The organism is Telluria sp. LT1R51-2 (assembly GCF_059685775.1).
Window position 1 is genome coordinate 3078872 of the sequence record NZ_JCASIM010000001.1, and the last position, 19423, is coordinate 3098294.

The 19423-nt window shown below is 65.5% G+C and carries 15 protein-coding genes; 5 read left to right on the plus strand and 10 right to left on the minus strand.

Annotation, left to right across the window (positions count from 1 at the left end; genetic code table 11):
- Positions 1-10: 10 nt before the first annotated feature.
- Positions 11-3202 (minus strand): error-prone DNA polymerase, encoded by a 3192-nt coding sequence (locus AC56LH_RS13635; RefSeq protein WP_499646832.1) that lies wholly within the window; start codon positions 3200-3202, stop codon positions 11-13.
- A gap of 208 nt (positions 3203-3410) precedes the next feature.
- Here AC56LH_RS13635 and AC56LH_RS13640 point away from each other — a divergent pair, with 208 nt between their 5' ends.
- Entirely contained in the window at positions 3411-5816 is a 2406-nt protein-coding gene (locus tag AC56LH_RS13640) for a TonB-dependent receptor plug domain-containing protein (RefSeq protein WP_499646834.1), read from the plus strand.
- 131 nt (positions 5817-5947) lie between these two features.
- Positions 5948-6682: a hypothetical protein gene (locus tag AC56LH_RS13645; RefSeq protein ID WP_499646836.1), complete on the plus strand. Its 735-nt coding sequence runs from the start codon at positions 5948-5950 to the stop codon at positions 6680-6682.
- A gap of 26 nt (positions 6683-6708) precedes the next feature.
- Here AC56LH_RS13645 and AC56LH_RS13650 read toward each other — a convergent pair whose 3' ends face one another.
- The 5 genes from AC56LH_RS13650 to AC56LH_RS13670 all read right to left on the minus strand — a co-directional run bounded on the left by AC56LH_RS13650 (position 6709) and on the right by AC56LH_RS13670 (position 12215).
- Positions 6709-7839, minus strand: coding sequence for a branched-chain amino acid ABC transporter substrate-binding protein (locus AC56LH_RS13650; RefSeq protein ID WP_499646838.1), 1131 nt, complete (start codon positions 7837-7839; stop codon positions 6709-6711).
- A 62-nt stretch (positions 7840-7901) separates the two neighbouring features.
- Positions 7902-9254, minus strand: a complete 1353-nt coding sequence (locus AC56LH_RS13655; protein WP_499646840.1) for an ATP-binding protein — start codon at positions 9252-9254, stop codon at positions 7902-7904.
- Complete coding sequence (locus tag AC56LH_RS13660; RefSeq protein ID WP_343025097.1) at positions 9251-9913, minus strand: response regulator; 663 nt, start codon at positions 9911-9913, stop codon at positions 9251-9253. Before AC56LH_RS13660 ends, AC56LH_RS13655 begins: the two co-directional genes overlap by 4 nt.
- Positions 9914-9965: 52 nt before the next feature.
- Positions 9966-11516 carry a Do family serine endopeptidase gene (locus tag AC56LH_RS13665; protein ID WP_499646842.1) on the minus strand — a complete coding sequence of 517 codons (1551 nt, stop codon included), beginning with the start codon at positions 11514-11516 and terminating at the stop codon, positions 9966-9968.
- 228 nt (positions 11517-11744) lie between these two features.
- The gene (locus AC56LH_RS13670) at positions 11745-12215 is read right to left on the minus strand and encodes an Hsp20 family protein (protein WP_183555607.1); all 471 of its coding nucleotides are present in this window, start codon (positions 12213-12215) and stop codon (positions 11745-11747) included.
- Between the two features lie 211 nt (positions 12216-12426).
- Here AC56LH_RS13670 and AC56LH_RS13675 point away from each other — a divergent pair, with 211 nt between their 5' ends.
- Both AC56LH_RS13675 and AC56LH_RS13680 read left to right on the plus strand, forming a co-directional pair.
- A complete protein-coding gene (locus tag AC56LH_RS13675) occupies positions 12427-14340 on the plus strand; it encodes a M61 family metallopeptidase (protein ID WP_499646844.1) in 1914 nt (637 codons plus the stop codon).
- 116 nt (positions 14341-14456) lie between these two features.
- On the plus strand, positions 14457-14795 hold the full coding sequence (locus tag AC56LH_RS13680) for an REP-associated tyrosine transposase (protein ID WP_499648476.1): 339 nt from the start codon (positions 14457-14459) through the stop codon (positions 14793-14795).
- A gap of 7 nt (positions 14796-14802) precedes the next feature.
- Here AC56LH_RS13680 and AC56LH_RS13685 read toward each other — a convergent pair whose 3' ends face one another.
- Positions 14803-15915, minus strand: coding sequence for an aldo/keto reductase (locus tag AC56LH_RS13685; RefSeq protein ID WP_499646846.1), 1113 nt, complete (start codon positions 15913-15915; stop codon positions 14803-14805).
- 70 nt (positions 15916-15985) lie between these two features.
- On the opposite strand from AC56LH_RS13685, the gene AC56LH_RS13690 reads away from it, so the two are divergent.
- On the plus strand, positions 15986-16639 hold the full coding sequence (locus AC56LH_RS13690; protein WP_499646848.1) for a TetR/AcrR family transcriptional regulator: 654 nt from the start codon (positions 15986-15988) through the stop codon (positions 16637-16639).
- A 95-nt stretch (positions 16640-16734) separates the two neighbouring features.
- Here the strand turns inward: AC56LH_RS13690 and AC56LH_RS13695 are convergent, their stop codons facing one another.
- From AC56LH_RS13695 to imuA, 3 genes are all read right to left on the minus strand, one after another.
- Entirely contained in the window at positions 16735-17100 is a 366-nt protein-coding gene (locus AC56LH_RS13695) for a hypothetical protein (protein ID WP_499646850.1), read from the minus strand.
- A gap of 97 nt (positions 17101-17197) precedes the next feature.
- Positions 17198-18751: a Y-family DNA polymerase gene (locus AC56LH_RS13700; RefSeq protein WP_499646852.1), complete on the minus strand. Its 1554-nt coding sequence runs from the start codon at positions 18749-18751 to the stop codon at positions 17198-17200.
- Entirely contained in the window at positions 18681-19388 is a 708-nt protein-coding gene (gene imuA / locus AC56LH_RS13705) for a translesion DNA synthesis-associated protein ImuA (protein WP_499646854.1), read from the minus strand. Before imuA ends, AC56LH_RS13700 begins: the two co-directional genes overlap by 71 nt.
- Between the last annotated feature and the right edge of the window lie 35 nt (positions 19389-19423).

The following is a 19423-nucleotide window of genomic DNA, read 5'->3' on the forward strand; positions in this document are numbered from 1 at the left end:
CGGCTGTGCATCAGCAGAAATCCCTGCTGCGCGTATCGAGACCACCGAGCAGGTGCGACAGATCCACCAGCCGCTTGGCAACCAAGTGGCGTACTTCGCCCTCGCGCTGCCAGACGCCGTAGACGCCGAGCAGCGGCGCGCTCAGGACCTCACGGCGCTGCTGCTCTACCAGCGATGGCCACACGATCACGTTGACGTTGCCGGTTTCGTCTTCCAGCGTCAGGAACAGGACGCCCTTGGCGGTGCCGGGGCGCTGGCGCACCGTCACCAGGCCGCAGCCGCGCGCCAGCTGGCCGTTCTGAAAATCCATCAGCGTCGACGCGGGCAGGAAGCGCTGCGCCAGCAGGCGCTCTCGCAGCAGCGCCAGCGGATGGCGGCCCAGCGTGAGGCCCTGCGCGCGGTAGTCGCCCACGATCTCTTCGCCTTCGCTTGGCGCCGCCAGCACCGGCGCTTCTTCGCGCGGTACCGTTGGACGCAGCAGGTCCTTGTCGGGCGCAGCGCCGGAGGCTTCCCACAACGCCTCGCGCCGATGACCGGCCAGCGATTGGAGCGCGCCGGCCGCCGCCAGCACCTGCAGGTCGCTGCGGTCCAGGCCCGCGCGCCGCGCGAGGTCAGCCACATCGGCAAACGGCCGCACGGCGCGCGCCTGTTCGATGCGCTCGGCCGCATCGACCTTCATCCCGCGCTGCAGCGACAGGCCGAGGCGCACCGCCGGCTGGCGCATGCGCTCGTGCGGATCGTATTCTTCGAGCGCCGAATCCCAGCCGCTGACGGCGACATCGACTGGCCGCACCTCGATGCCATGACGGCGCGCGTCCTGCACCAGTTGCGACGGGCTGTAAAAGCCCATCGGCTGGCTGTTTAGAAGCGCGCACAGGAAGGCCGCCGGCTCGTGGCACTTGAGCCACGAACTGGCATACGCCAGCAGCGCGAAGCTGGCCGCGTGCGACTCGGGAAAGCCGTATTCGCCGAAGCCCTGGATCTGGCTGAAGATCGCTTCGGCGAATTCCAGCGTGTAGCCCCGTTCGAGCATGCCCGTCGTGATGCGCTCGTAATAGTGTTCCAGCCCGCCCTTGCGCTTCCAGGCCGCCATCGCGCGGCGCAACTGGTCGGCCTCGCCCGGCGTGAAGCCCGCGCCCAGGATCGCCACCTGCATCACCTGCTCCTGGAAGATCGGCACGCCCAGCGTGCGCTCGAGCGCCACCTTCATCTCGGCGCTCGGATACACCACCGGCTCGAAGCCCTGGCGCCGTCGCAGATAGGGATGGACCATGCCGCCCTGGATCGGACCGGGGCGCACCACGGCCACCTCGATCACCAGGTCGTAGAAGACGCGCGGACGCATCCGCGGCAGCATGCTCATTTGTGCGCGCGACTCGATCTGGAACACGCCCACCGTATCGGCCTGGCAGATCATGTCGTAGGTGGCCGTATCGTCGGCCGGGATGTCCTGCATCTCGAACACGTTGCCGTAACGCTGGCCGACCAGCTCCAGCCCGCGCCGCATCATCGACAGCATGCCCAGCGCCAGCACGTCGACCTTCATCAGCCCCAGTTCCTCAAGGTCGTTCTTGTCCCACTGGATGACGCTGCGGTCCGCCATCGCGGCGTTCTCGATCGGCACCAGGCGCGAGAGCTTGCCACGCGCGATGACGAAGCCGCCCGGATGCTGCGACAGGTGGCGCGGGAAGTTCAGCAGCGATTGCGCAAGCGTGGCCCACTGGCGCGACAGCGGCGCCTCGGGATCCAGGCCGCTCTCGGCCAGTCGGCCCAGCAGGTCGGCGCGGCTGTCGAACCAGTGGTGGGTCTTGGCGACCTTCTCGACGATGCCAAGGTCGATGCCCAGCGCGCGGCCGCTGTCGCGCAGCGCGCTCTTGGGGCGGTAGCTGATCACCACCGCCGCCAGCGCCGCGCGATCGCGCCCGTATTTGTTGTAGATGTACTGGATGACTTCTTCGCGCCGCTGGTGTTCGAAGTCGACGTCGATGTCGGGCGGCTCGTTGCGCTCGCGCGAGATGAAGCGCTCGAACAGCAGGCTGGCGCGGGCCGGATCGACCTCGGTGATGCCCAGGCAGTAGCAGACGGCCGAATTGGCCGCCGAGCCGCGGCCCTGACACAGGATGTGCTGCGAGCGGGCGAAGCGCACGATGTCGTACACCGTCAAGAAGTAGTGCTCGTAGCGCATCTCAGAAATCAGCGCCAGCTCGTGTTCGATCTGCGCCTGCACCTTCGCCGGGATGCCGTCGCGAAAACGCCGGTGCGCGCCGATCCAGGTTTCGGCGCGCAAAAAGCTCGCGGCCGTGTGGCCAGGCGGGACCACTTCGTCCGGGTATTCGTAGCGCAGCTCGTCAAGCGAGAACGTGCACAGGCGCGCCACGCGCACCGTCTCGGCCAGCACCTGTGGGGTGTACAGATTGGCCAGGCGCAGGCGTGAGCGCAGGTGCTGCTCGGCGTTCTGCGCCAGCCCGTAGCCGCAGTCGGCCACCGCCTTGTTCAGGCGCGTGGCAGTCAGTGTGTCCTGCAGCGGTTTGCGCGAGCGCACGTGCATGCACACGTGGCCCAGTGCCACGATCGGCAAGCCGTGCTGCCAGCCGACTTCTTCGACCGTGGCGCGGTGCGCATCGTCGAACGCGCGGTGCAGCGACGTCAGGCCCAGCCAGGCGCGGCCCGGGAAGGTGGTGGCCATCCACGCCGCCTGCGCGTGCAGTCGGTCGACGTCCTGCGCCTCGTGCCCCGGATACGGCGGCAGCAGGATCGCCAGGCAATCGGGCATGTGGCGCAGGTGCGCGTTCTCCGGCGCCGGGTCGGCCAGGTCATCGGGGGTCAACAGGTACGTGCCCTTCCCGGCACGCGTGCGTCCGAGCGTGATGAATTCGGACAGGTTGCCGTAACCCTCGCGGTTCTGCGCCAACAGGATCAGCGACGGCGCCGGGCTGCCATCGGGGTTCTGCAAGTGGAAGTGGGCGCCGATGATGAGCGGCAGGCCGGCCTCTTTGGCCTCGGCATGCGCACGCACGACGCCGGCCAGCGAGCATTCGTCGGTGATCCCCAGCGCAAAGTACCCGAGCTGCACCGCGCGCAGGACCAGCTCCTCGGCATGCGACGCCCCTTGCAGGAACGAGAAGTTCGACAGACAGAACAACTCGGCATAGGGCGGCAGAGTCGGAGTTGCGGGAGGCTGGTTGGTCGGAGGCTGTGTCACGCCGGACTCATGTCAAATGACAAATACTGTATAAAAACACAGTATAGCCGACCTTTTTCACCTCAAGCGCATTATTTACCCTAGGAAATTAGTTATGCACCAAAATTGATAATACAAAGTTATACAATCAGAACGTTGTGTTAATGCCACATTGCAACGGTAATCGAAGGATCCATTGATAGTATCCGAACATCCTTCGGAGAAACCTGTGCTCAAACTCAAAATCATGCCCCGTTCCGTGTTGGCCAGTTTGTATGGCAGCACCATTCTTGCTTCCCTTGCCCTCGCCCCGGTCGCCGTCCAGGCGCAAACCGCACCCGCCATCACCACCGACGCCGTCGTGCCAAGCGTGAGCGTCGTCGGCTCGCGCCGCGTCGGCGCTGCCTCCAGCACCGACACCCCGGTCGCCATCGACTTCATCCCGATGACGAAAGCGGCCGAACAAAGTGGCCAGTTCGACCTCGCGCAGGTGCTGAGCAACCTGTCGCCGTCGTTCAACTCGACGCGCCAGACGGGCGCCGACGGCGCCGACCTGATCGACTCGGCCGCCCTGCGCGGCCTGGGCTCGGACCAGACCCTCGTGCTCGTCAACGGCAAGCGCCGTCACACGGTCGCGCTGGTGAACCTGTTCGGCGCGCGCAACCGCGGCAACACGGGCACCGACATGAACGGCATCCCCGTGATGGCGATCCGCGAAGTGCAGGTGCTGCGCGATGGCGCCGCCGCCCAATACGGCTCGGACGCGATTGCCGGCGTGATCAACATCGACCTGAAGAAAAGCCTGGGCTGCGAATCGGTGGCCGGCTACAGCCAGTACACCGAGGGCGACGGCGAGAACTGGCAGGCGTCGGCCTACTGCGGCGTGGCCCTTGGCGGCGGCGTGCTGGGCATCACCGGCGAATACTCGGATCGCGGCCGCTCCAACCGTTCGGAGCCCGGCAACCCGCGCATCATCGGCGACACCAAAGCCGACAACCAGACCATTTATCTGAACGGCGAATTCCCGGCCGGCGCGGGCGGCAAGTTCTACTTCACCGCCGGCGTGCAGCAGCGCGACGCCTCGTCGGCCGCCTTCGGCCGCGAAGGCCTGGGCTCGGAAGACATCCCGTCGCGCAATTCGGCCGCGATGTACCCGGACGGCTTCGTGCCGTTCATCAACGGCAAGGTCGATGACCGCTGGGGCACCGTCGGCTACCGCTGGACGGCCGGCGAATGGAATGCCGACCTGTCGCAGACCTACGGCTACAACCGCTTGAAGTACGACATCGCCAACACGCTCAACGCCTCGATCGCCAACCTCGATCTGCTGGGCGGTGGCCAGGGCCGCAGCGCCGACCGCTTCTACGCGGGCGCGTTCTCGTTCCGCCAGGCGACCACCAACGCCGACATCAGCCGCTTCTACAGCGATGTGTTCAAGGGCATGAACGTCGCGTTCGGCCTCGAGCACCGCCGCGAGAACTACCAGATCTTCGCCGGTGAAGCCGGTTCGTACATCGACGCCGATGGCGTGGGCATTGGCGGCAACGCCGGCAGCCAGGGCTTCCCGGGCTTCCAGCCGGGCGACGAAACCGATACCGACCGTCACAGCAACGCGGCCTACGTCGACATCGAAACCGATCTTACCGACCGCCTCAAGATCCAGACCGCGCTGCGCTACGAGCGCTACTCGGACTTCGGCTCGACCACCACCGGCAAGCTCGCCGCCGCCTACCGCCTGGCGCCGGACCTGCTGCTGCGCGGCTCGGCCAGCACGGGCTTCCGCGCGCCGTCGCTGCAGCAGGCGTACTTCTCGTCGACCTTCACCGACTTCGTCAGCGGCCAGCCGCTGGACGTCGTGCTGGCGCCGAATGGTGGCCGCGTGGCCGCTGCCGCCGGCATCCCGCAACTGAAGGACGAAGAATCCAAGAGCTACACGCTGGGCCTGACCTGGTCGCCCACACAGGCAACGTCGGTCACGGCCGACTTGTACCGCATCGACATCGATGACCGCATCGTGCTGTCGGGCCGCTTTGACGCCGACAACTACCCGGCGCTGGGCGCGACGCTGCAGCAGCTGGGCGTGGGCCAGGCGCAGTTCTTCGTCAACTCGGTCGACACCAAGACGCAGGGCCTGGACCTGACGATCTCGAACCGGTCCACGCTGGGCGCGGGCCGCCTGACGACGTTCCTGGCCGCGAACTTCAGCAAGACCGAGGTGCAGCGCGTGAAAGCGCCGGCTGCGCTGGCCGGCTTCGAAGACGTGCTGCTGTCCGAGCGCGAGCGCCTGTTCATCGAAGAAGGCGCGCCACGGCGCAAGGCCACGCTGGGCTTCGACTACGCACTGGGCAAGCTGGAAACCGCGCTGCGCGTGATCCACTTCGGTCCACAGACCCTGGGCACGTTCTCGGGTCCACCGGTACCGAACCAGAAGTACGAAGCGAAGACGTCGGCCGACCTGGCCTTCACGTGGGCCTTCACCGAGAAGACCCGCCTGACGGTGGGCGGCACGAACATCTTCGACGTCAAGCCGACCGTGCAGGATGCGAACGAGACCGACAACGGCTTCAAGTACGAGAGCGTGCAGTTCGGACTGAATGGCGCGGCGCTGTTCGCGCGTCTGGCGCACCGGTTCTGATCTGACCTTAGTGCGTGTTGAAACAACGGCCTGCAAGCGATTGCAGGCCGTTTTTTATGGCGCTGGCCGGACGGGCATGCTGTGTCAGAATGGCGCCTGTCGTCCAAGCACGTACTCCACCTGAAAGCACCATGCACAAACTGATTGCCGAATTGATGCGGCTGTATCTTCCCGCCGATGTGCTGCCGTCCGACATCCTCGCCCTGCCGGTCAGCCTGACGGGCGGCGACGGCCTGACGCGCGCCATGATGATCCCGTTTCGCAAGACCAGGGGCGCCGACAGCGAAGCACATTGGACGCGCCTGTGCGAAGTCGCCAATGCACTGCAGACGACGCTCAAGCTGCCCGCGCCTGCAGTGAGCATCTCGGGTGGCGATGCCTATTATTTGTGGCTGTCGCTCGCGACGCCGGTGCCGGCCGAGCGCGCGCAGGCTTTTCTGGAACGCCTGCGCGATGCGTATTTCCCCGAGGTCGAGCTGGCGCCGGACGCGGTGCGCGCGCCGGTTGCCCTGCCGCCCTGCCTGCACCCACGCACCGGCAAGTGGGCCGCCTTCATCCACCCGGGCATGGGCGCGTCGTTTGCCGACGAACCGGGACTGGACATGCAGCCGCCGCCGAACGGGCAGGTTGGATTCCTGGAAGGGTTGGAGAGTATCGATGCGGCGCAGTTCGAGCATGCGTGGCGGCTGCTCGAACCGGCCGCGGTGAGTGCGCCGGTAGCTTCTCCGGCGCCCGTGCCTGCGTCTACAACTGCGCCTGCACCGCCGGCAGGCTTGCTGCTGAAAGACGCGACGCTGGAAGACATCGTGCGCCATCTGCACGCGAAGAATATCGAGCCGACTTTCCGGCACCTGATGACTGGTTAAACGCGTGGACGGCGCAGCCGTCCACCCTACTTGGTCACCGTGATCAATGAGCGCTTGCCACCCTTGAACCCGTACAAGGTGATCGTCCCGTCACGCACATCGCCGCGCGCATCGAACGCCACCGGCCCGGTCACGCCCTTGTAATTGGCTTTGGCCAGGAATGGCAGGTATTTCGCAGGGACGGCCGATCCGGCCTTGACCATCGCGTCGGCCATGACCATCGTCGCGTCGTACGCATACGGCGCGTTGATCTGCACATCGATGCCGAAGCGCTTCTTGTAGTCGGCGCGGAACTTGTCCATGCCGGCCTTGCCTTCGCCACGCACGCCGCCCGCTTCCGCGCACACGACCTGGCCGTCGACCATGGTGCCGCCGGAGAGCTTGAAGATCTCGTCGGAGCAGATGCCGTCGCCGCCCATCATGCGCACGTTCATGCCCAGCTGCTTCATCTGGCGCAGCATCGGGCCAGCCGTGGCACTCAGGCCACCGAAGAAGACCATGTCCGGCTTGGTGGCGCGGATGCGGGTGACGATGGCGCTGAAGTCGGTCGCCTTGTCGTTGGTGAATTCGCGCGCGACGATCGTGCCACCCTGCTGCTGCAGGCTCCTGGAAAATTCCATCACCAGGCCCTGGCCGTACGCGGTGCGGTCATCGACGACGGCCACGCGGCGCACCTTCATGGCGCCGGTCGCGTAACGGCCCAGGGCCTGGCCCAGCTGCACGTCGTTGGCAATCGTGCGAAACGCCGTATTGAAGCCCTGCTGCGTGTATTTCGGGCTGGTGCTCGACGGCGAAATCTGCGGGATGCCGCCGGTGTGATAGATCTTCGACGCAGGAATTGTGGTGCCCGACGTCTGGTGCCCGATCACGCCATTGACCTTGGCGTCGACCAGCTTCTGCGCCACGCTGGTGGCCTGTTTCGGGTCGCCCGCATCGTCTTCGGCCACCAGCTGGAACGTCACCTTGCGGCCAGCGATTGTGGTGCCGCGCGCGTTGAGGTGTTCGATCGCCATGCGTGTGGCGTTCTCGGTGTCCTTGCCAAAGTAGGCCACGGGCCCGGTGATCCCGGCCACATGGCCGATCTTGACGATGTCCTGGCTTGACGCCAGGCCGGCGGTTGCCGCCAGTACGCTGGCAGCCAATATGTTCTTGTTCATGGGTTCCCCGGTATGCAGACAGGCGGACAAAAAGCCGCCAAACCGGTTATTTTACCGTGCGCTCAGGAAGCTGTCTGCACAGGGGTCTTGAACGTGACGGTCGCCATCAAGCCACCCAGCCGCTCGGACGAATCCAGCGTCAGCACCGCGCCATGGCGCTCGGCGATCGCCTTGATGATGGCCAGGCCCAGGCCACTGCCGGCGGCTTCGCTGCCGGCCACGCGGTAGAAGCGGTCGAACACGCGTTCGCGTTCGTCCGGCGGGATGCCGGGGCCGCTGTCTTCGACCTGCACCGCGACCGTGCCAGCGCCGCTGAGCACCGAGATGTCGACGGTGCCACCGCCCGGGGTGTACTTGACTGCGTTGTCGACCAGGTTGCGCAGCAGGATCTGCAGCGCGTCGGGCTGGCCGTCGACGCTGGCCGGGTCGGCCTGCTGCAAGCCCAGGTCGACGCCCTTGGCAGCGGCCACGCCGGCCAGGTCGGCGGCCGTGCGGCGCGCCAAATCGGCCAGGTCGACCGGCCGGGTCTTGGCAGCCGTGCCTTCGGCGGCGGTGGCCTCTTGTCGCGCCAGGATCAGGAGCTGCTCGACCAGACGCGTGGCGCGGTCGATGCCGGCCGTCAGGCGGCTCACCGCGACCTGGCGCGCCTCGGGCGTGTCGGCGCGGTCCAGGCTTTGTGCCTGCAAGCGCAGCGCCGCAAGCGGCGTGCGCAGTTCGTGCGCGGCGTCGGCCACGAAATGCTGCTGGGCCTCGAACGCGGTGCGCACGCGGCCAAACAGCAGGTTCAGTTCCTGCACCAGCGGGCGCACTTCGTCGGGCAGGCCGGTATCGGAAACCGGTGACAGATCATCGGCCTGGCGCGACGCCACCTGTGAGCGCACGCGCGCCACCGGTTGCAGCGAGCCGCTCACGACCCACCACACGACCAGCATCAGGATCGGCATCATGACCGCAATCGGCCCCAGCGTACGCAGGGCCAGGTTGCCAGCCATATTGCGGCGCACGGCCAGGTCCTGTGCGACCTGCACCGTTTGATTGGAAGTCTGGATCGAGAACACGCGGTAGGTCGTGCTGTTGGCGCGTACGTTCGAAAAGCCCAGCACCGCGCGCTGCGGCAGGCGCGCGCGAGAGACGCTGTGGAACATCTGGGCGCCGTCGGGGGACCACATCTGCACCACCATGTCGTCGTTGCCGCCAGCGCTTTCGGCTTCCTGCCGCGCGCGCGCTTCGTCGTTCGACAGCGGTGTGCTCGAGCGCAGCGACAGAGCCATCTGCTGCATGTGGTAATCGAAGATCTGGTCGGCGTCGTGCAGCGCGGTGCGGTAGGCGATCGTCGCCTGCGCCACCGCTGCGATCGTGATCGCCGCGAGCAGGAACCAGAGCAGGCGCCCGCGCAGCGAGTGCGTCATCTTCATGCTTTCGGCACCATGTAGCCGACGCCGCGCACGTTCTGGATCAGGTCACTGCCCAGTTTCTTGCGCAGGCCGTGGATATACACTTCCACCGCGTTGCTCGAGACTTCATCGCGCCAGCTGTACAGCTTTTCTTCGAGCTGCGCGCGCGAGAGCACGGCGCCCGGCCGCGCCACCAGCGCTTCGAGCACGGCCCACTCGCGCGCCGACAGCGACACCTGGGTGCCATCGACCATGATTTCGCGCGTGACCGGATTGATCGTGATGTTGCGGTATTCGAAAATCGGCTCGGCGCGGCCGGCAGCGCGCCGCAGCAGCGCGCGCAGGCGCGCCAGCAGTTCGTCAAGATCGTAGGGTTTGAGGACGTAATCGTCAGCGCCGGCATCCAGGCCCGCGATACGCTGAGCCACCGAGTCGCGCGCGGTGGCAACCAGCACCGGGGTGCGGTCCTTGCGCGCGCGCATCGAGCGCAGTACTTCGAGACCGTCCTTGCGCGGCAGCCCCAGGTCGAGCAGCACCAGATCGTAGTTCTGGTTCTGGATCAGGGCCGTGTCGGCCATTTCGCCGTCCTTGACCCAATCGACCGCGTAGTGCTCGGCCCTGAGCAGGTCGAGCACCACTTCGCCGATCATCGTATCGTCTTCCACCAGCAGCAGCCGCATACATCCCCCGTTGTAAAAGTGCGACCCGAGGACGCTACGCTATCTTAACCAATTAACCGATCCGCACCGGAATGAAGATCTTGTCGCCGCCGCGCTGGATCAGCAGCGCCACCGACTTGCTGGCCTTGCCCACCATCTCGCGCACCTGCGCCACCGAGTTCACCGGCCGGCCGTTGACCGAGATGAGCACGTCGCCCGGTTCGATGCCCGCGATCTCCGCGGCGCCCGAAGCATCTTCAATCAGCAAGCCAGCGGCGATGCCGCTCTGCCGACGCTCGATCGGCTCGAGAGGCCGCAGCGACAGGCCCAGTTTGGCGCTGTTGTCGACCGCGCTGGCCACGTCTTCCACCTGGCCGCGGCGCGGCTTCTCGGCGGCGTCGGCCAGCGTCGCATCGATGCGCACCAGCTTGCCGTCGCGCCAAACGTCCATCGCCACCTTGTCGCCGGGTTTGGCCAGCGTCATCATGGCCGGCAGGTCGCCCGACGAGACGATCGGCGTGCCGTTGGCCGTGCGAATCACGTCGCCGGATTTCAGACCCGCACGTTCGGCCGGGCTGCCACGCTCGACGTTGCTCACCAGGGCGCCTTCGACCGATTCGAGTTTGAACGAATCGGCGAAGCTCTGGCCGACTTCCTGCACGCCCACACCGAGCTTGGCATGCTGCACCTTGCCGGTGGCGACGATCTGGTCCTTGATGCGCACCGCGAGATCGATCGGAATCGAGAACGACAGGCCCTGGTAGCCGCCGGTCTGGCTGTAGATCTGCGAATTGATGCCAACCACTTCACCGCGGGTGTTGAATAGCGGGCCACCCGAGTTGCCGGGGTTGACCGCAACGTCGGTCTGGATGAACGGCACATTGCTGTCCGAGATCGAACGGCCGGTGGCGCTGACCACGCCGGCGGTGACAGTGCTCTCAAGGCCATACGGCGAACCGATGGCCAGCACCCACTCGCCCACCAGGACCGATTTCGATTTGCCGATCGGCGCCACGGGCAAGCCTTTGGCATCGATTTTCAACACAGCCACGTCGGTGCGCGGGTCGGAACCCAGGACCTTGGCGCGAAACTCGCGGCGATCCTGCAGCTTGACCGTGACTTCGTCAGCGCCCTGCACGACGTGTGCGTTGGTAAGGATGACGCCGTCCGGGCTTACGATGAAGCCCGATCCAGCGCCGAAAACGGGCGCTTCACGACCACCGCGCTCGCCACCGGAGCGCGGGTCCTGAAACTGCTTGAAAAACTCATACAACGGATGGCCCGGGTCGAGGCTTGGCATGCCGCCGGCACCGCCACCACCACGGGCGGCTGTCTTGGTGCCGCCAACGACGCGGATATTGACCACTGCCTTGCCCTGCTGCGCAGCGATGCGCGTGAAGTCAGGCAGCGCCACGGTCGACGACGGCGCGCCCACGGCAGCCGCTGGCGCAGCGCCAGGGGCGGCCGCGACGACAGCCGGCACGCTCGGCGCGGCGGCGTTGGCAGCAGCGTTGTTATGATTGACAGCGATGGCACCGACCGCGCCGCCGATGACGCCCGCAGCACACAGGGCCAGCGTCAGGCGTTTGGCAGTGATGGCAGTAACGGCACTTGGGTTCGACATGGATGTGCTCCTGATGAAAATTCGGTGAATCGGTGTTTGAGATTCGATGAGGCTAGTGTCGCGCAGCCGTCTTAGACCATACTTAAGTTGACAGACAACACCCCTTAGACACGGCTTAATGCACACGGCTTGCGGCTGCGCAGACACAAGGCCCGTCAGATAGGACAAGGGCGCCCCGATGCTGCAGGCGCCCTCCGTTCAAACCGTTATCACATCATGTGCCACAGTTCAGGCAGCGCGCTGTTCCAGTGCCTGGACATTGTCGCCGCTGATCGTGGTGCCGGCAGCATCGCCGATGGCGATCTTGCGTGGCTTGAGCGCCTCGGGCACTTCACGCACCAGTTCGATGGTGAGCATGCCGTTGTCGAACGACGCCGTGGTGACCTTCACGTGGTTGGCCAGCTGGAAGCGCTGCTCGAAATCGCGCGCTGCGATGCCACGGTGCAGGAAGGTGCGCTGGGCATCATCCTTCTGCTTGCGGCCGGTGACGTGCAGGCTGTCACGCTCGGTGATGATCTCGACTTCGTCGCGGGTGAAGCCAGCCAGCGCCATCACGATGCGGTATTGGTCTTCGCTCACCAGTTCGATGTTGTATGGCGGGTAGCTTGGCTGCGACTCGGCGCGTTGCTCGAGCAGGCTGGCCAGGCGATCGAAACCGATGGCGGAACGGTAGAGGGGGGTCAGGTCGTAAGTACGCATGATGTCTATCCTTGTAAAGTTAAGCGATAAGGGTGCGGACCTCAGTTGAGCATCCGCTGGTACCAATCTAATGCCATCGATCGCGAAATCAAGGCAAGCAAAGTACGGAATTTAAAATATTTTTCCAAATTTTGTTTGCATCATGTATCAAGGAAAATCCAGCCCGACGGGCGGTGCTACACTGCCCGGCTTCCCTTCCCTGCCTTTTCCCATGACCGCATCCCGCACCTTCTTTGCACGCGCTGCCCGTCCGGCGAGCGCTTTGGCCCTGACTCTGGCGCTGGCCCTGCCTGCCTCGGCCCAGCTTCCCGCCGCCGGCGACGCGCCGTACCCCGGCACGATCGCGCTGCATGTCGACGCGAGCAACTTGTCGCAACAGGTCTTCAGGATGCGCCTGTCGATGCCCGTGCAGGCTGGCCCGATGACGCTGCTGTATCCGCAGTGGGCGCCGGGGAACCACGGCCCGAACATCCCGCTGACCCAGCTCGCCGGCCTGAAATTTCGCGCTGGCGGCAAGCCGGTCGAGTGGAAGCGCGACCCCGTGAACGTGTATGCGTTCCACGTCGTCGTGCCGGAAGGCGCAACCACGCTGGAAGCCGAATACCAGTTCCTGTCGCCGCTCGATACGACACAGGGCCGCATCACGATGACCGACGATATCCTCGGCGTGCAGTGGCAGTCGGTGGCGCTGTACCCGGCCGGCTACCAGGCGCGCCGCATCACCGTGCAGCCGACGCTGCGCCTGCCCGCCGGCTGGCAATTCGCCAGCTCGCTCGCGGTCGAAGCGCGCACCGGCGACGAAGTGCGCTTCAAGCCGCATGATCTCGACACGCTGGTCGATTCGCCCCTGTTCGCGGGCCGCTACTTCAAGCGCATCGACCTGGCGCCGGGCGCGAAGCAGCCGGTGATGCTCAATGTGGTGGCCGACAATCCCGAAAACCTCGAGGCCAAACCGGACCAGATCAAGTTGCACCGCGCGATGGTCGACCAGGCGCTCAAGCTGTTCGGTTCGCACCACTATCGCCAGTACGATTTTCTGTTTGCGATCTCGGACGACTTCGGCGGCATCGGCCGCGAGCATCAGCAGTCAAGCGAGAACGGCGTCAAGCTCGGGTACTTCACCGAGTGGAACCGCAACGAGGCCGGGCGCGAGCTGCTGCCGCACGAATTCGTCCACTCGTGGAACGGCAAGTTCCGCCGGCCTGCGGGTCAGGATGTCGCCAACTTCAACACGCCGCTGCAGAACGAGCTGCTGTGGCTGTACGAAGGCCAGACCCAGTTCTGGGGCAAGGTGCTCGCCGCGCGTTCGGGCCTGGTGTCGCAAACCCACGCGCGCGATGCGCTGGCGGCCGACGCGGCGCGCTACGACGCGACCCAGGGCCGCGACTGGCGCGCCGTGCAGGACACTGTCAACGATCCGATCATCAACGGGCGCCGGCCAATCGGCTGGGGCAACTGGCAGCGCAGCGAGGATTACTACACCGAGGGCATGCTGATCTGGCTCGACGTCGACACGATGATCCGCGAGATGTCGGGCGAGCAGCGCGGCCTGCAGGACTTCGCGCGCGCCTTCTTCGGCATCGACAACGGCAGCACGCAGACCACCTACTACACGTTCGACGATGTGGTGACTGCGCTGAACAAGGTGCAGAAATACGACTGGGCGCCGTTCCTGCGCGCGCGCCTGGACGGCCACGGCCCGGGCGCCCCGCTCGATGGTCTCAAGCGCGCCGGCTGGAAGCTGGTCTACGGCGACACGCCAAGCGACGCGGCGCGTGGCGCGGAAGAGCGCAACAAGACCACCGACTTCACATACTCGCTGGGCTTCCAGGTGCGCGCCGATGGCGGCATCACGGGCGTGATCTGGGACGGCGTGGGCTTCCGCGCGGGCCTGGCGGCCAACACGACGATCGTCGCGGTCAACAACCGCGTCTACAAGGGCGATGTGCTCAAGGCAGCGGTGCGCGCGGCCAAGGATGGCAAGGCGCCACTCGAACTCCTGGTACGCAAGGGGAACAACCTGCGCACGATCTCGCTCGATTACCGCGACGGCCTGCGCTACCCGCGCCTGGAACGCATCCCGGGCACGAAGGACCGGCTCGAGGCCTTGTTCAAGGCGCTGTAGGGTGGTTGGCTGCGCCATCCACGCGTTCAGGGATCGGCTGATCTGAGGTGCACGCCCATGATCGGTTGATTCGACGCGCACGTCACGCTTGACGTGCGACATCCCATCACCCCCTGCTGCCGCATACGCTCGCCAGCAAGTCCCATTGTGGCCGCGTCCGCTCTGGCCGAACTTATTTCTTCACACTGGTCGCTTTCCGTCGTCGCCCCATCCTGTGTGACGATGCGATCCGCTCATCCTTGCGCATTGCATTCGACCGGGCGCGCCTGCGGCGTGCCTTTACGATCGACGCCATCGTGTTGATGCCGGACCATCTGCATTGCATCTGGACGCTGCCTGCTGGCGACAACGACATCTCGACGTGGTGGGCACAGATCAAGCATCATTACGCCGTAACGCGCGACTTTTTGAATCACTATCCGCGCCGGTTGGAACAGTTGCTGGCGCCGGATTGAAAACGCATTACTCCCACCAGGCCCGTACCGTGCTTCCGCCAAACACCGCATGCTGGCGCACTGGTGGCAAAGACAGGCTGTACAACGCTGCCCGCTCTATCGCACTGGCGGCATCGAGCGCAGCGCATTGCTCGGGTGTCAAGACAATGTCGAGTGACGCAATATTCTCTGTCAACTGCGCCAGGCGGCTGACGCCCAACAAGGCCGATGTCACGCCACGGCGACTGTTGAGCCATGCATAGGCCGTGCTCGCAGGACTATGTCCAGCCTCCCGGGCGATCTTTTTCAGGGCGTCGACCAGCTTCCAGTTGTGATCGGTGAACAACGAATCACCAAAAGGATTCGCGCCGTCGAGCCGCTTGTCGTCGGCGCTGCGCTGCTCTCCCGGCAATGCGGCGTTGCGTGGCAAGCCGCCCGCGCGCGGCGCGGCAGCCTCGACGGTGGTACGCACATATTTTCCGGTCAAAAGTCCAAAGGCCAACGGACTCCACGGGACAATACCCATGCCAAACTCGGCCGCCATCGGCACGAATTCGTCTTCGATGTCGCGGTTGGCCAGGGAGTAGAAATACTGCAGTGCGATGGGCCCCGGCAATCCACGCACCTGCGCCAGGGTCGCCAGTTTTGCGATGAACCAGGCTGGAGAGTTCGACATGCCCCAATAGCGGATTTTACCGGCCCGGACCAGTGCGACCATGGTGTCGAGCAGCTCCTCGGCAGGCGTAACGCCATCCCATACGTGAATCCAGAACAGGTCGACGAAGTCCGTGCGCAGGCGTCGCAGGGAGTTGTCCAGCGAGGCGTGCAGGTGCTTTGCACTATTACCGCCGGCATGTGGGCCGCTCCCCGACGCAAAGCCGGCCTTTGTTGCAACCACCAGGCGGTGGCGTGTTGCGCTGTCGGCGATAAACTCGCCCAGCATTTCCTCGCTGCGGCCACTTGAATAGACGTCTGCGGTATCGATGAAGTTGCCACCGGCTTCTACATAAGCGTCGAATACGGCGCGCGAATCTGCTGCATCCGAACCCCAGCGCGACGTGCCAAACGTCATGGTGCCCAGTCCAAAAAGACTCACCGCCAGGCCGGAGCGGCCCAACGTACGATAATCATGCAGTGCCATAACTTTACTTTCAGAGTGATTGCTAGGAAAATAGTAACCCGCTTACGCTACTCCCACAAGGAATTTCCTAGTGACCGCTACAAAACAATCCTCGAAAGTACCAGGCAAAAAGGGACGCCCTCTGTCGTTTGACCGCGACGTGGCATTGAACAAGGCCATGCTGCTGTTTTGGGAACACGGTTATGAAGCCACATCGATCAACACGCTGACGTCTGCGCTTGGCGTGACGCCATCGAGCATTTATTCCGCGTTTGGCGATAAAAAGATGCTTTTTTTCGAGGCGGTCGATTTGTACATGACGGGCGGCGGCTCCCTGCAGATGATGCTGGATCAGGCGCCGACAGCACATGCAGCAGTCCAGCAGATGCTGCTTGGTGCGGCGGCCGGCTTCACTGGTGAATGCACGCCGAAGGGTTGCCTGCTTGCCAGCGCCGCAGTGAGTTGTTCAGCAGATGCCGGCGATGTACGCCAGGCGCTTGGCGCGAGGCGGCAGCATATCGAAGCGCAGGTACGAGACCGGATTGCGCTGGGCATCCGTCAGGGAGACGTGCCGGCCGATGCCGATGCCGACACCCTTGCGGCGCTGGCGGTCGCGTTGATTCAGGGGATGTCCACGCTGGCGCGGGACGGCGCGGCGAGGGAAAAGTTGAACCGGATTGTCATGACCGCACTGCAGGGCTGGCCGCTGCAAGCAACTGCACACCGTGAAGAACAGCCTGCCTGATCACTGGACCCACGCAGGTACAAGCGAGCCATCTGGGCAACATGCCAGGAAACGACTCGACCAGCCGGCTGGTCAAGTCAATCACCACGCGTGGGTCAGTACGTCCACTGGCCACGCTGATTCACCAGCGTTTTCTTGCCCTCAGTGACCACCAGCCGGCCATCGGCGTACACGGTGTAGTTCACGCGGCCCGAGCGAAATACATAGCCCTGGAAGGCGCCGGGCGTGACGCCATCGGCTGCCATCGAGTGCATGGTCTTGCCACGCAGCTTGATCGCCTTGCCGGTCTTCTTGCTGGTGCCGGTGTAGCGCACGTCGTCGCAGGTGACATTGCCCTCTTCGCACTGCTGCACGATTTTGACGGTAAAGCCGGCCGTTTCAAGCGTCTGCTGCGTGGCGGCGTGGGCCGAAGCGGCGAACGTAAAAGCGGCCAGGGCGGCGAGATGAATGGATGACTTCATGGGTTCTCCTGTCGGCTGTCGATCGCTGAAGTATGCCTGACCGGGGCAAACGGTCCGTTCGCTGGCGCGCGCTGGCGACGCGTTGACAGGCATCGCCTCAACCGAACAAGCCATGCAGAAACCAGCGCGGCGCGGCATCTTCGCCCGAGCCGTTGATGCGCTCGCGGTAGATCCAGTACAGCGCGTGGTCCTTGCCTTCGGCGATGAAGTAATCGCGCGTTTGCGTCTGGCTCCACCAGCCCGCCTCGATGCGTTCGGGATTGGACGCCACCCGCAACGGTGAGCCATAGAACGGCCGGTGGTCGCGCATCAATAGCGCGAGCGGCTTGGCCAGCAGCCAGCTTGGCCGGGGCAGGCTTTGTACGTCGGGCGGCATCTGCGCCGCGCGCGCCGCTGCGCTCATTTTCTCGTGCACCGGCACCCAGGCATTGGCGATCTCGGGCCGGTAATCGGCATGCGGCAGCGCCTGCAGCACATTGTCGGTGCCCAGGCGCGCGACCAGCAGTTCGATCATGCGCATGCGGTCTTCTTCGCTGCCGCCGGGATCGGGAAACAGCGAGTCGGTCGGCGGCGCCATCGCCTGCAACTGCTGGGCTTCGAGCCGAATGCCGATCACGGGCGCGACGAGTTCGAGCTTGGCCAGGCGTTCGCGGAGCAGCCGCATCAGGTGTTCGTCGCGCCACGTGGGTTCGGCCAGCGCGATGTCGACGGCCGTGGGTGGACAGGCCACCCTGCCCCGCTCATGCTCGAGCAGCAGCCGGATGCGCTCGACCGCCAGCTGGCGCGCGCACAGCCAGCCAGTCATCTGCAGCACCAGGTGGTGGGCGCCGGCCAGCAGCAGGTCGGCATGCTCGAGCCGGTCGAACAGTTCGAGCCTGGCCTGGAAACGTTCGGGCGGCTCGATCCAGCGCAACATTTCGGGACTGTGGCCATATGCGGCGTCGAGCATGTCGAGCAGCGCGCGCCCGCAGCGGCGCTGCAGGCCGGGCCGGGGCAGGCGCTGCAATTCATCGAGCCGGCGACAGCCGAGGCCATCGAACCAGGCCGCGAACGGCCGCGCCGGTGGCAGCAGGGTCACTGGCAGGCGATTGAGCCGCCGCACGAGCGACTCCATCTTGACCGCGCGCCCCGCATTGCGGCGCGCCAGCAGCCAGGCGCCGCGCGCGGTGGGCGCGCAGGCAATGCAACCCGTAAAGCCGAGTGTGCGCAGGTTGGCGCGCACCCGCGCGCACAACTGCCGGATGCCGCCGAACAGGCGCAGGCTGGCGCCGATGTCGAGCAGCAGCGTGGCCTCTTCGGCCAGCGCCACTTGCGGCGTGTACTGCAGCATCGCCATGGCCACCGCCTGCAAGGCCTCGGCCTCGCGCTCGTGGCTGCGCTGGACGATGCGCGCGTCGGGCATCAGCATCAGCACGCCGCCACGCCGCATGCCGGGCAGCACGCCTTCGATGTGCGCCGCCTTTGACAAGGCCATCACCCGCTCCTGCTCCAGAACCACGATGCCGGGATCACCCGCAGCACTAGCCACAGCAGCAGCGTCGGCAGCAACGGCGCCACCGGCACCGCCGCCGTTGCTACTGCTATTGCACCAGCGTGGGCTGAAGACTTCGAGCGGTAGCTGGGGCAAATACAGGCCGATCCAGAGGCGCATGGCGTTGCAGTAGTGAAGAACCAAGGGGCAGGAACAGCGGCGCGTCGCGCTGCGGTCCCCGGCGTTTGAGGAAATCGATCGTCATGCCGCCGGCCGCCGGGCGCAGCGCGAGGCGCAGCGGCGCGGGCGACGCATCTTGCGCCGCAGACAGGGGACGGAACATGAAGAACAGGGTCTCGCCCCCCTGCGCCGCCAGATGCAGGCGGCGCAGGCTGTCGCTGCGCACGTGGTTGGTCCAGAACAGCAGCGCGCCGCAACTGCCGCTGCGCAAGACCTGCTCGGCCGCCCACAGCGCATCGGCACTGCGGGTCGCGCGCAGCCACAGCAATTGGGATGGATCGAGGCCCAGCGCGGCCAGCGCCAGCGCCTGGGGTGGATGGGGTGGCTGCAGCAGCACGATGCGACGCGAAGCGCAGGCGGCCAGCGCCGGGCGCAGAAGGCGCATTTCGCCGATGCCGGGTTGTTGCAGCAGCAGGTCGACCAGGGTGCCGCCGGGCCAGCCGCCGCCGGGCAACTGGCCCGACAAGGTGGCGTGGCCCGTGTCGATGCAGCGCGTGTCGGCATGCGCCAGCTGCGATGCGCGCCACAGCGATGGATGCAATGCCTCTGGTGCGGCAAGGATGGAAGAAGGGTTCATGATAGTGATAACAATGCAAGTACTGTATAAACGTA

Excerpts from the sequence above, each read along its gene's own strand:
- AC56LH_RS13645 (WP_499646836.1), top strand. The coding sequence starts at position 5,948 with ATGCACAAACTGATTGCCGAATTGATGCGGCTGTATCTTCCCGCCGAT.
- AC56LH_RS13650 (WP_499646838.1), bottom strand. The coding sequence starts at position 7,839 with ATGAACAAGAACATATTGGCTGCCAGCGTACTGGCGGCAACCGCCGGC.
- AC56LH_RS13655 (WP_499646840.1), bottom strand. The coding sequence starts at position 9,254 with ATGAAGATGACGCACTCGCTGCGCGGGCGCCTGCTCTGGTTCCTGCTC.
- AC56LH_RS13660 (WP_343025097.1), bottom strand. The coding sequence starts at position 9,913 with ATGCGGCTGCTGCTGGTGGAAGACGATACGATGATCGGCGAAGTGGTG.
- AC56LH_RS13665 (WP_499646842.1), bottom strand. The coding sequence starts at position 11,516 with ATGTCGAACCCAAGTGCCGTTACTGCCATCACTGCCAAACGCCTGACG.
- AC56LH_RS13670 (WP_183555607.1), bottom strand. The coding sequence starts at position 12,215 with ATGCGTACTTACGACCTGACCCCCCTCTACCGTTCCGCCATCGGTTTC.
- AC56LH_RS13675 (WP_499646844.1), top strand. The coding sequence starts at position 12,427 with ATGACCGCATCCCGCACCTTCTTTGCACGCGCTGCCCGTCCGGCGAGC.
- AC56LH_RS13685 (WP_499646846.1), bottom strand. The coding sequence starts at position 15,915 with ATGGCACTGCATGATTATCGTACGTTGGGCCGCTCCGGCCTGGCGGTG.
- AC56LH_RS13695 (WP_499646850.1), bottom strand. The coding sequence starts at position 17,100 with ATGAAGTCATCCATTCATCTCGCCGCCCTGGCCGCTTTTACGTTCGCC.
- AC56LH_RS13700 (WP_499646852.1), bottom strand. The coding sequence starts at position 18,751 with ATGCGCCTCTGGATCGGCCTGTATTTGCCCCAGCTACCGCTCGAAGTC.
- imuA (WP_499646854.1), bottom strand. The coding sequence starts at position 19,388 with ATGAACCCTTCTTCCATCCTTGCCGCACCAGAGGCATTGCATCCATCG.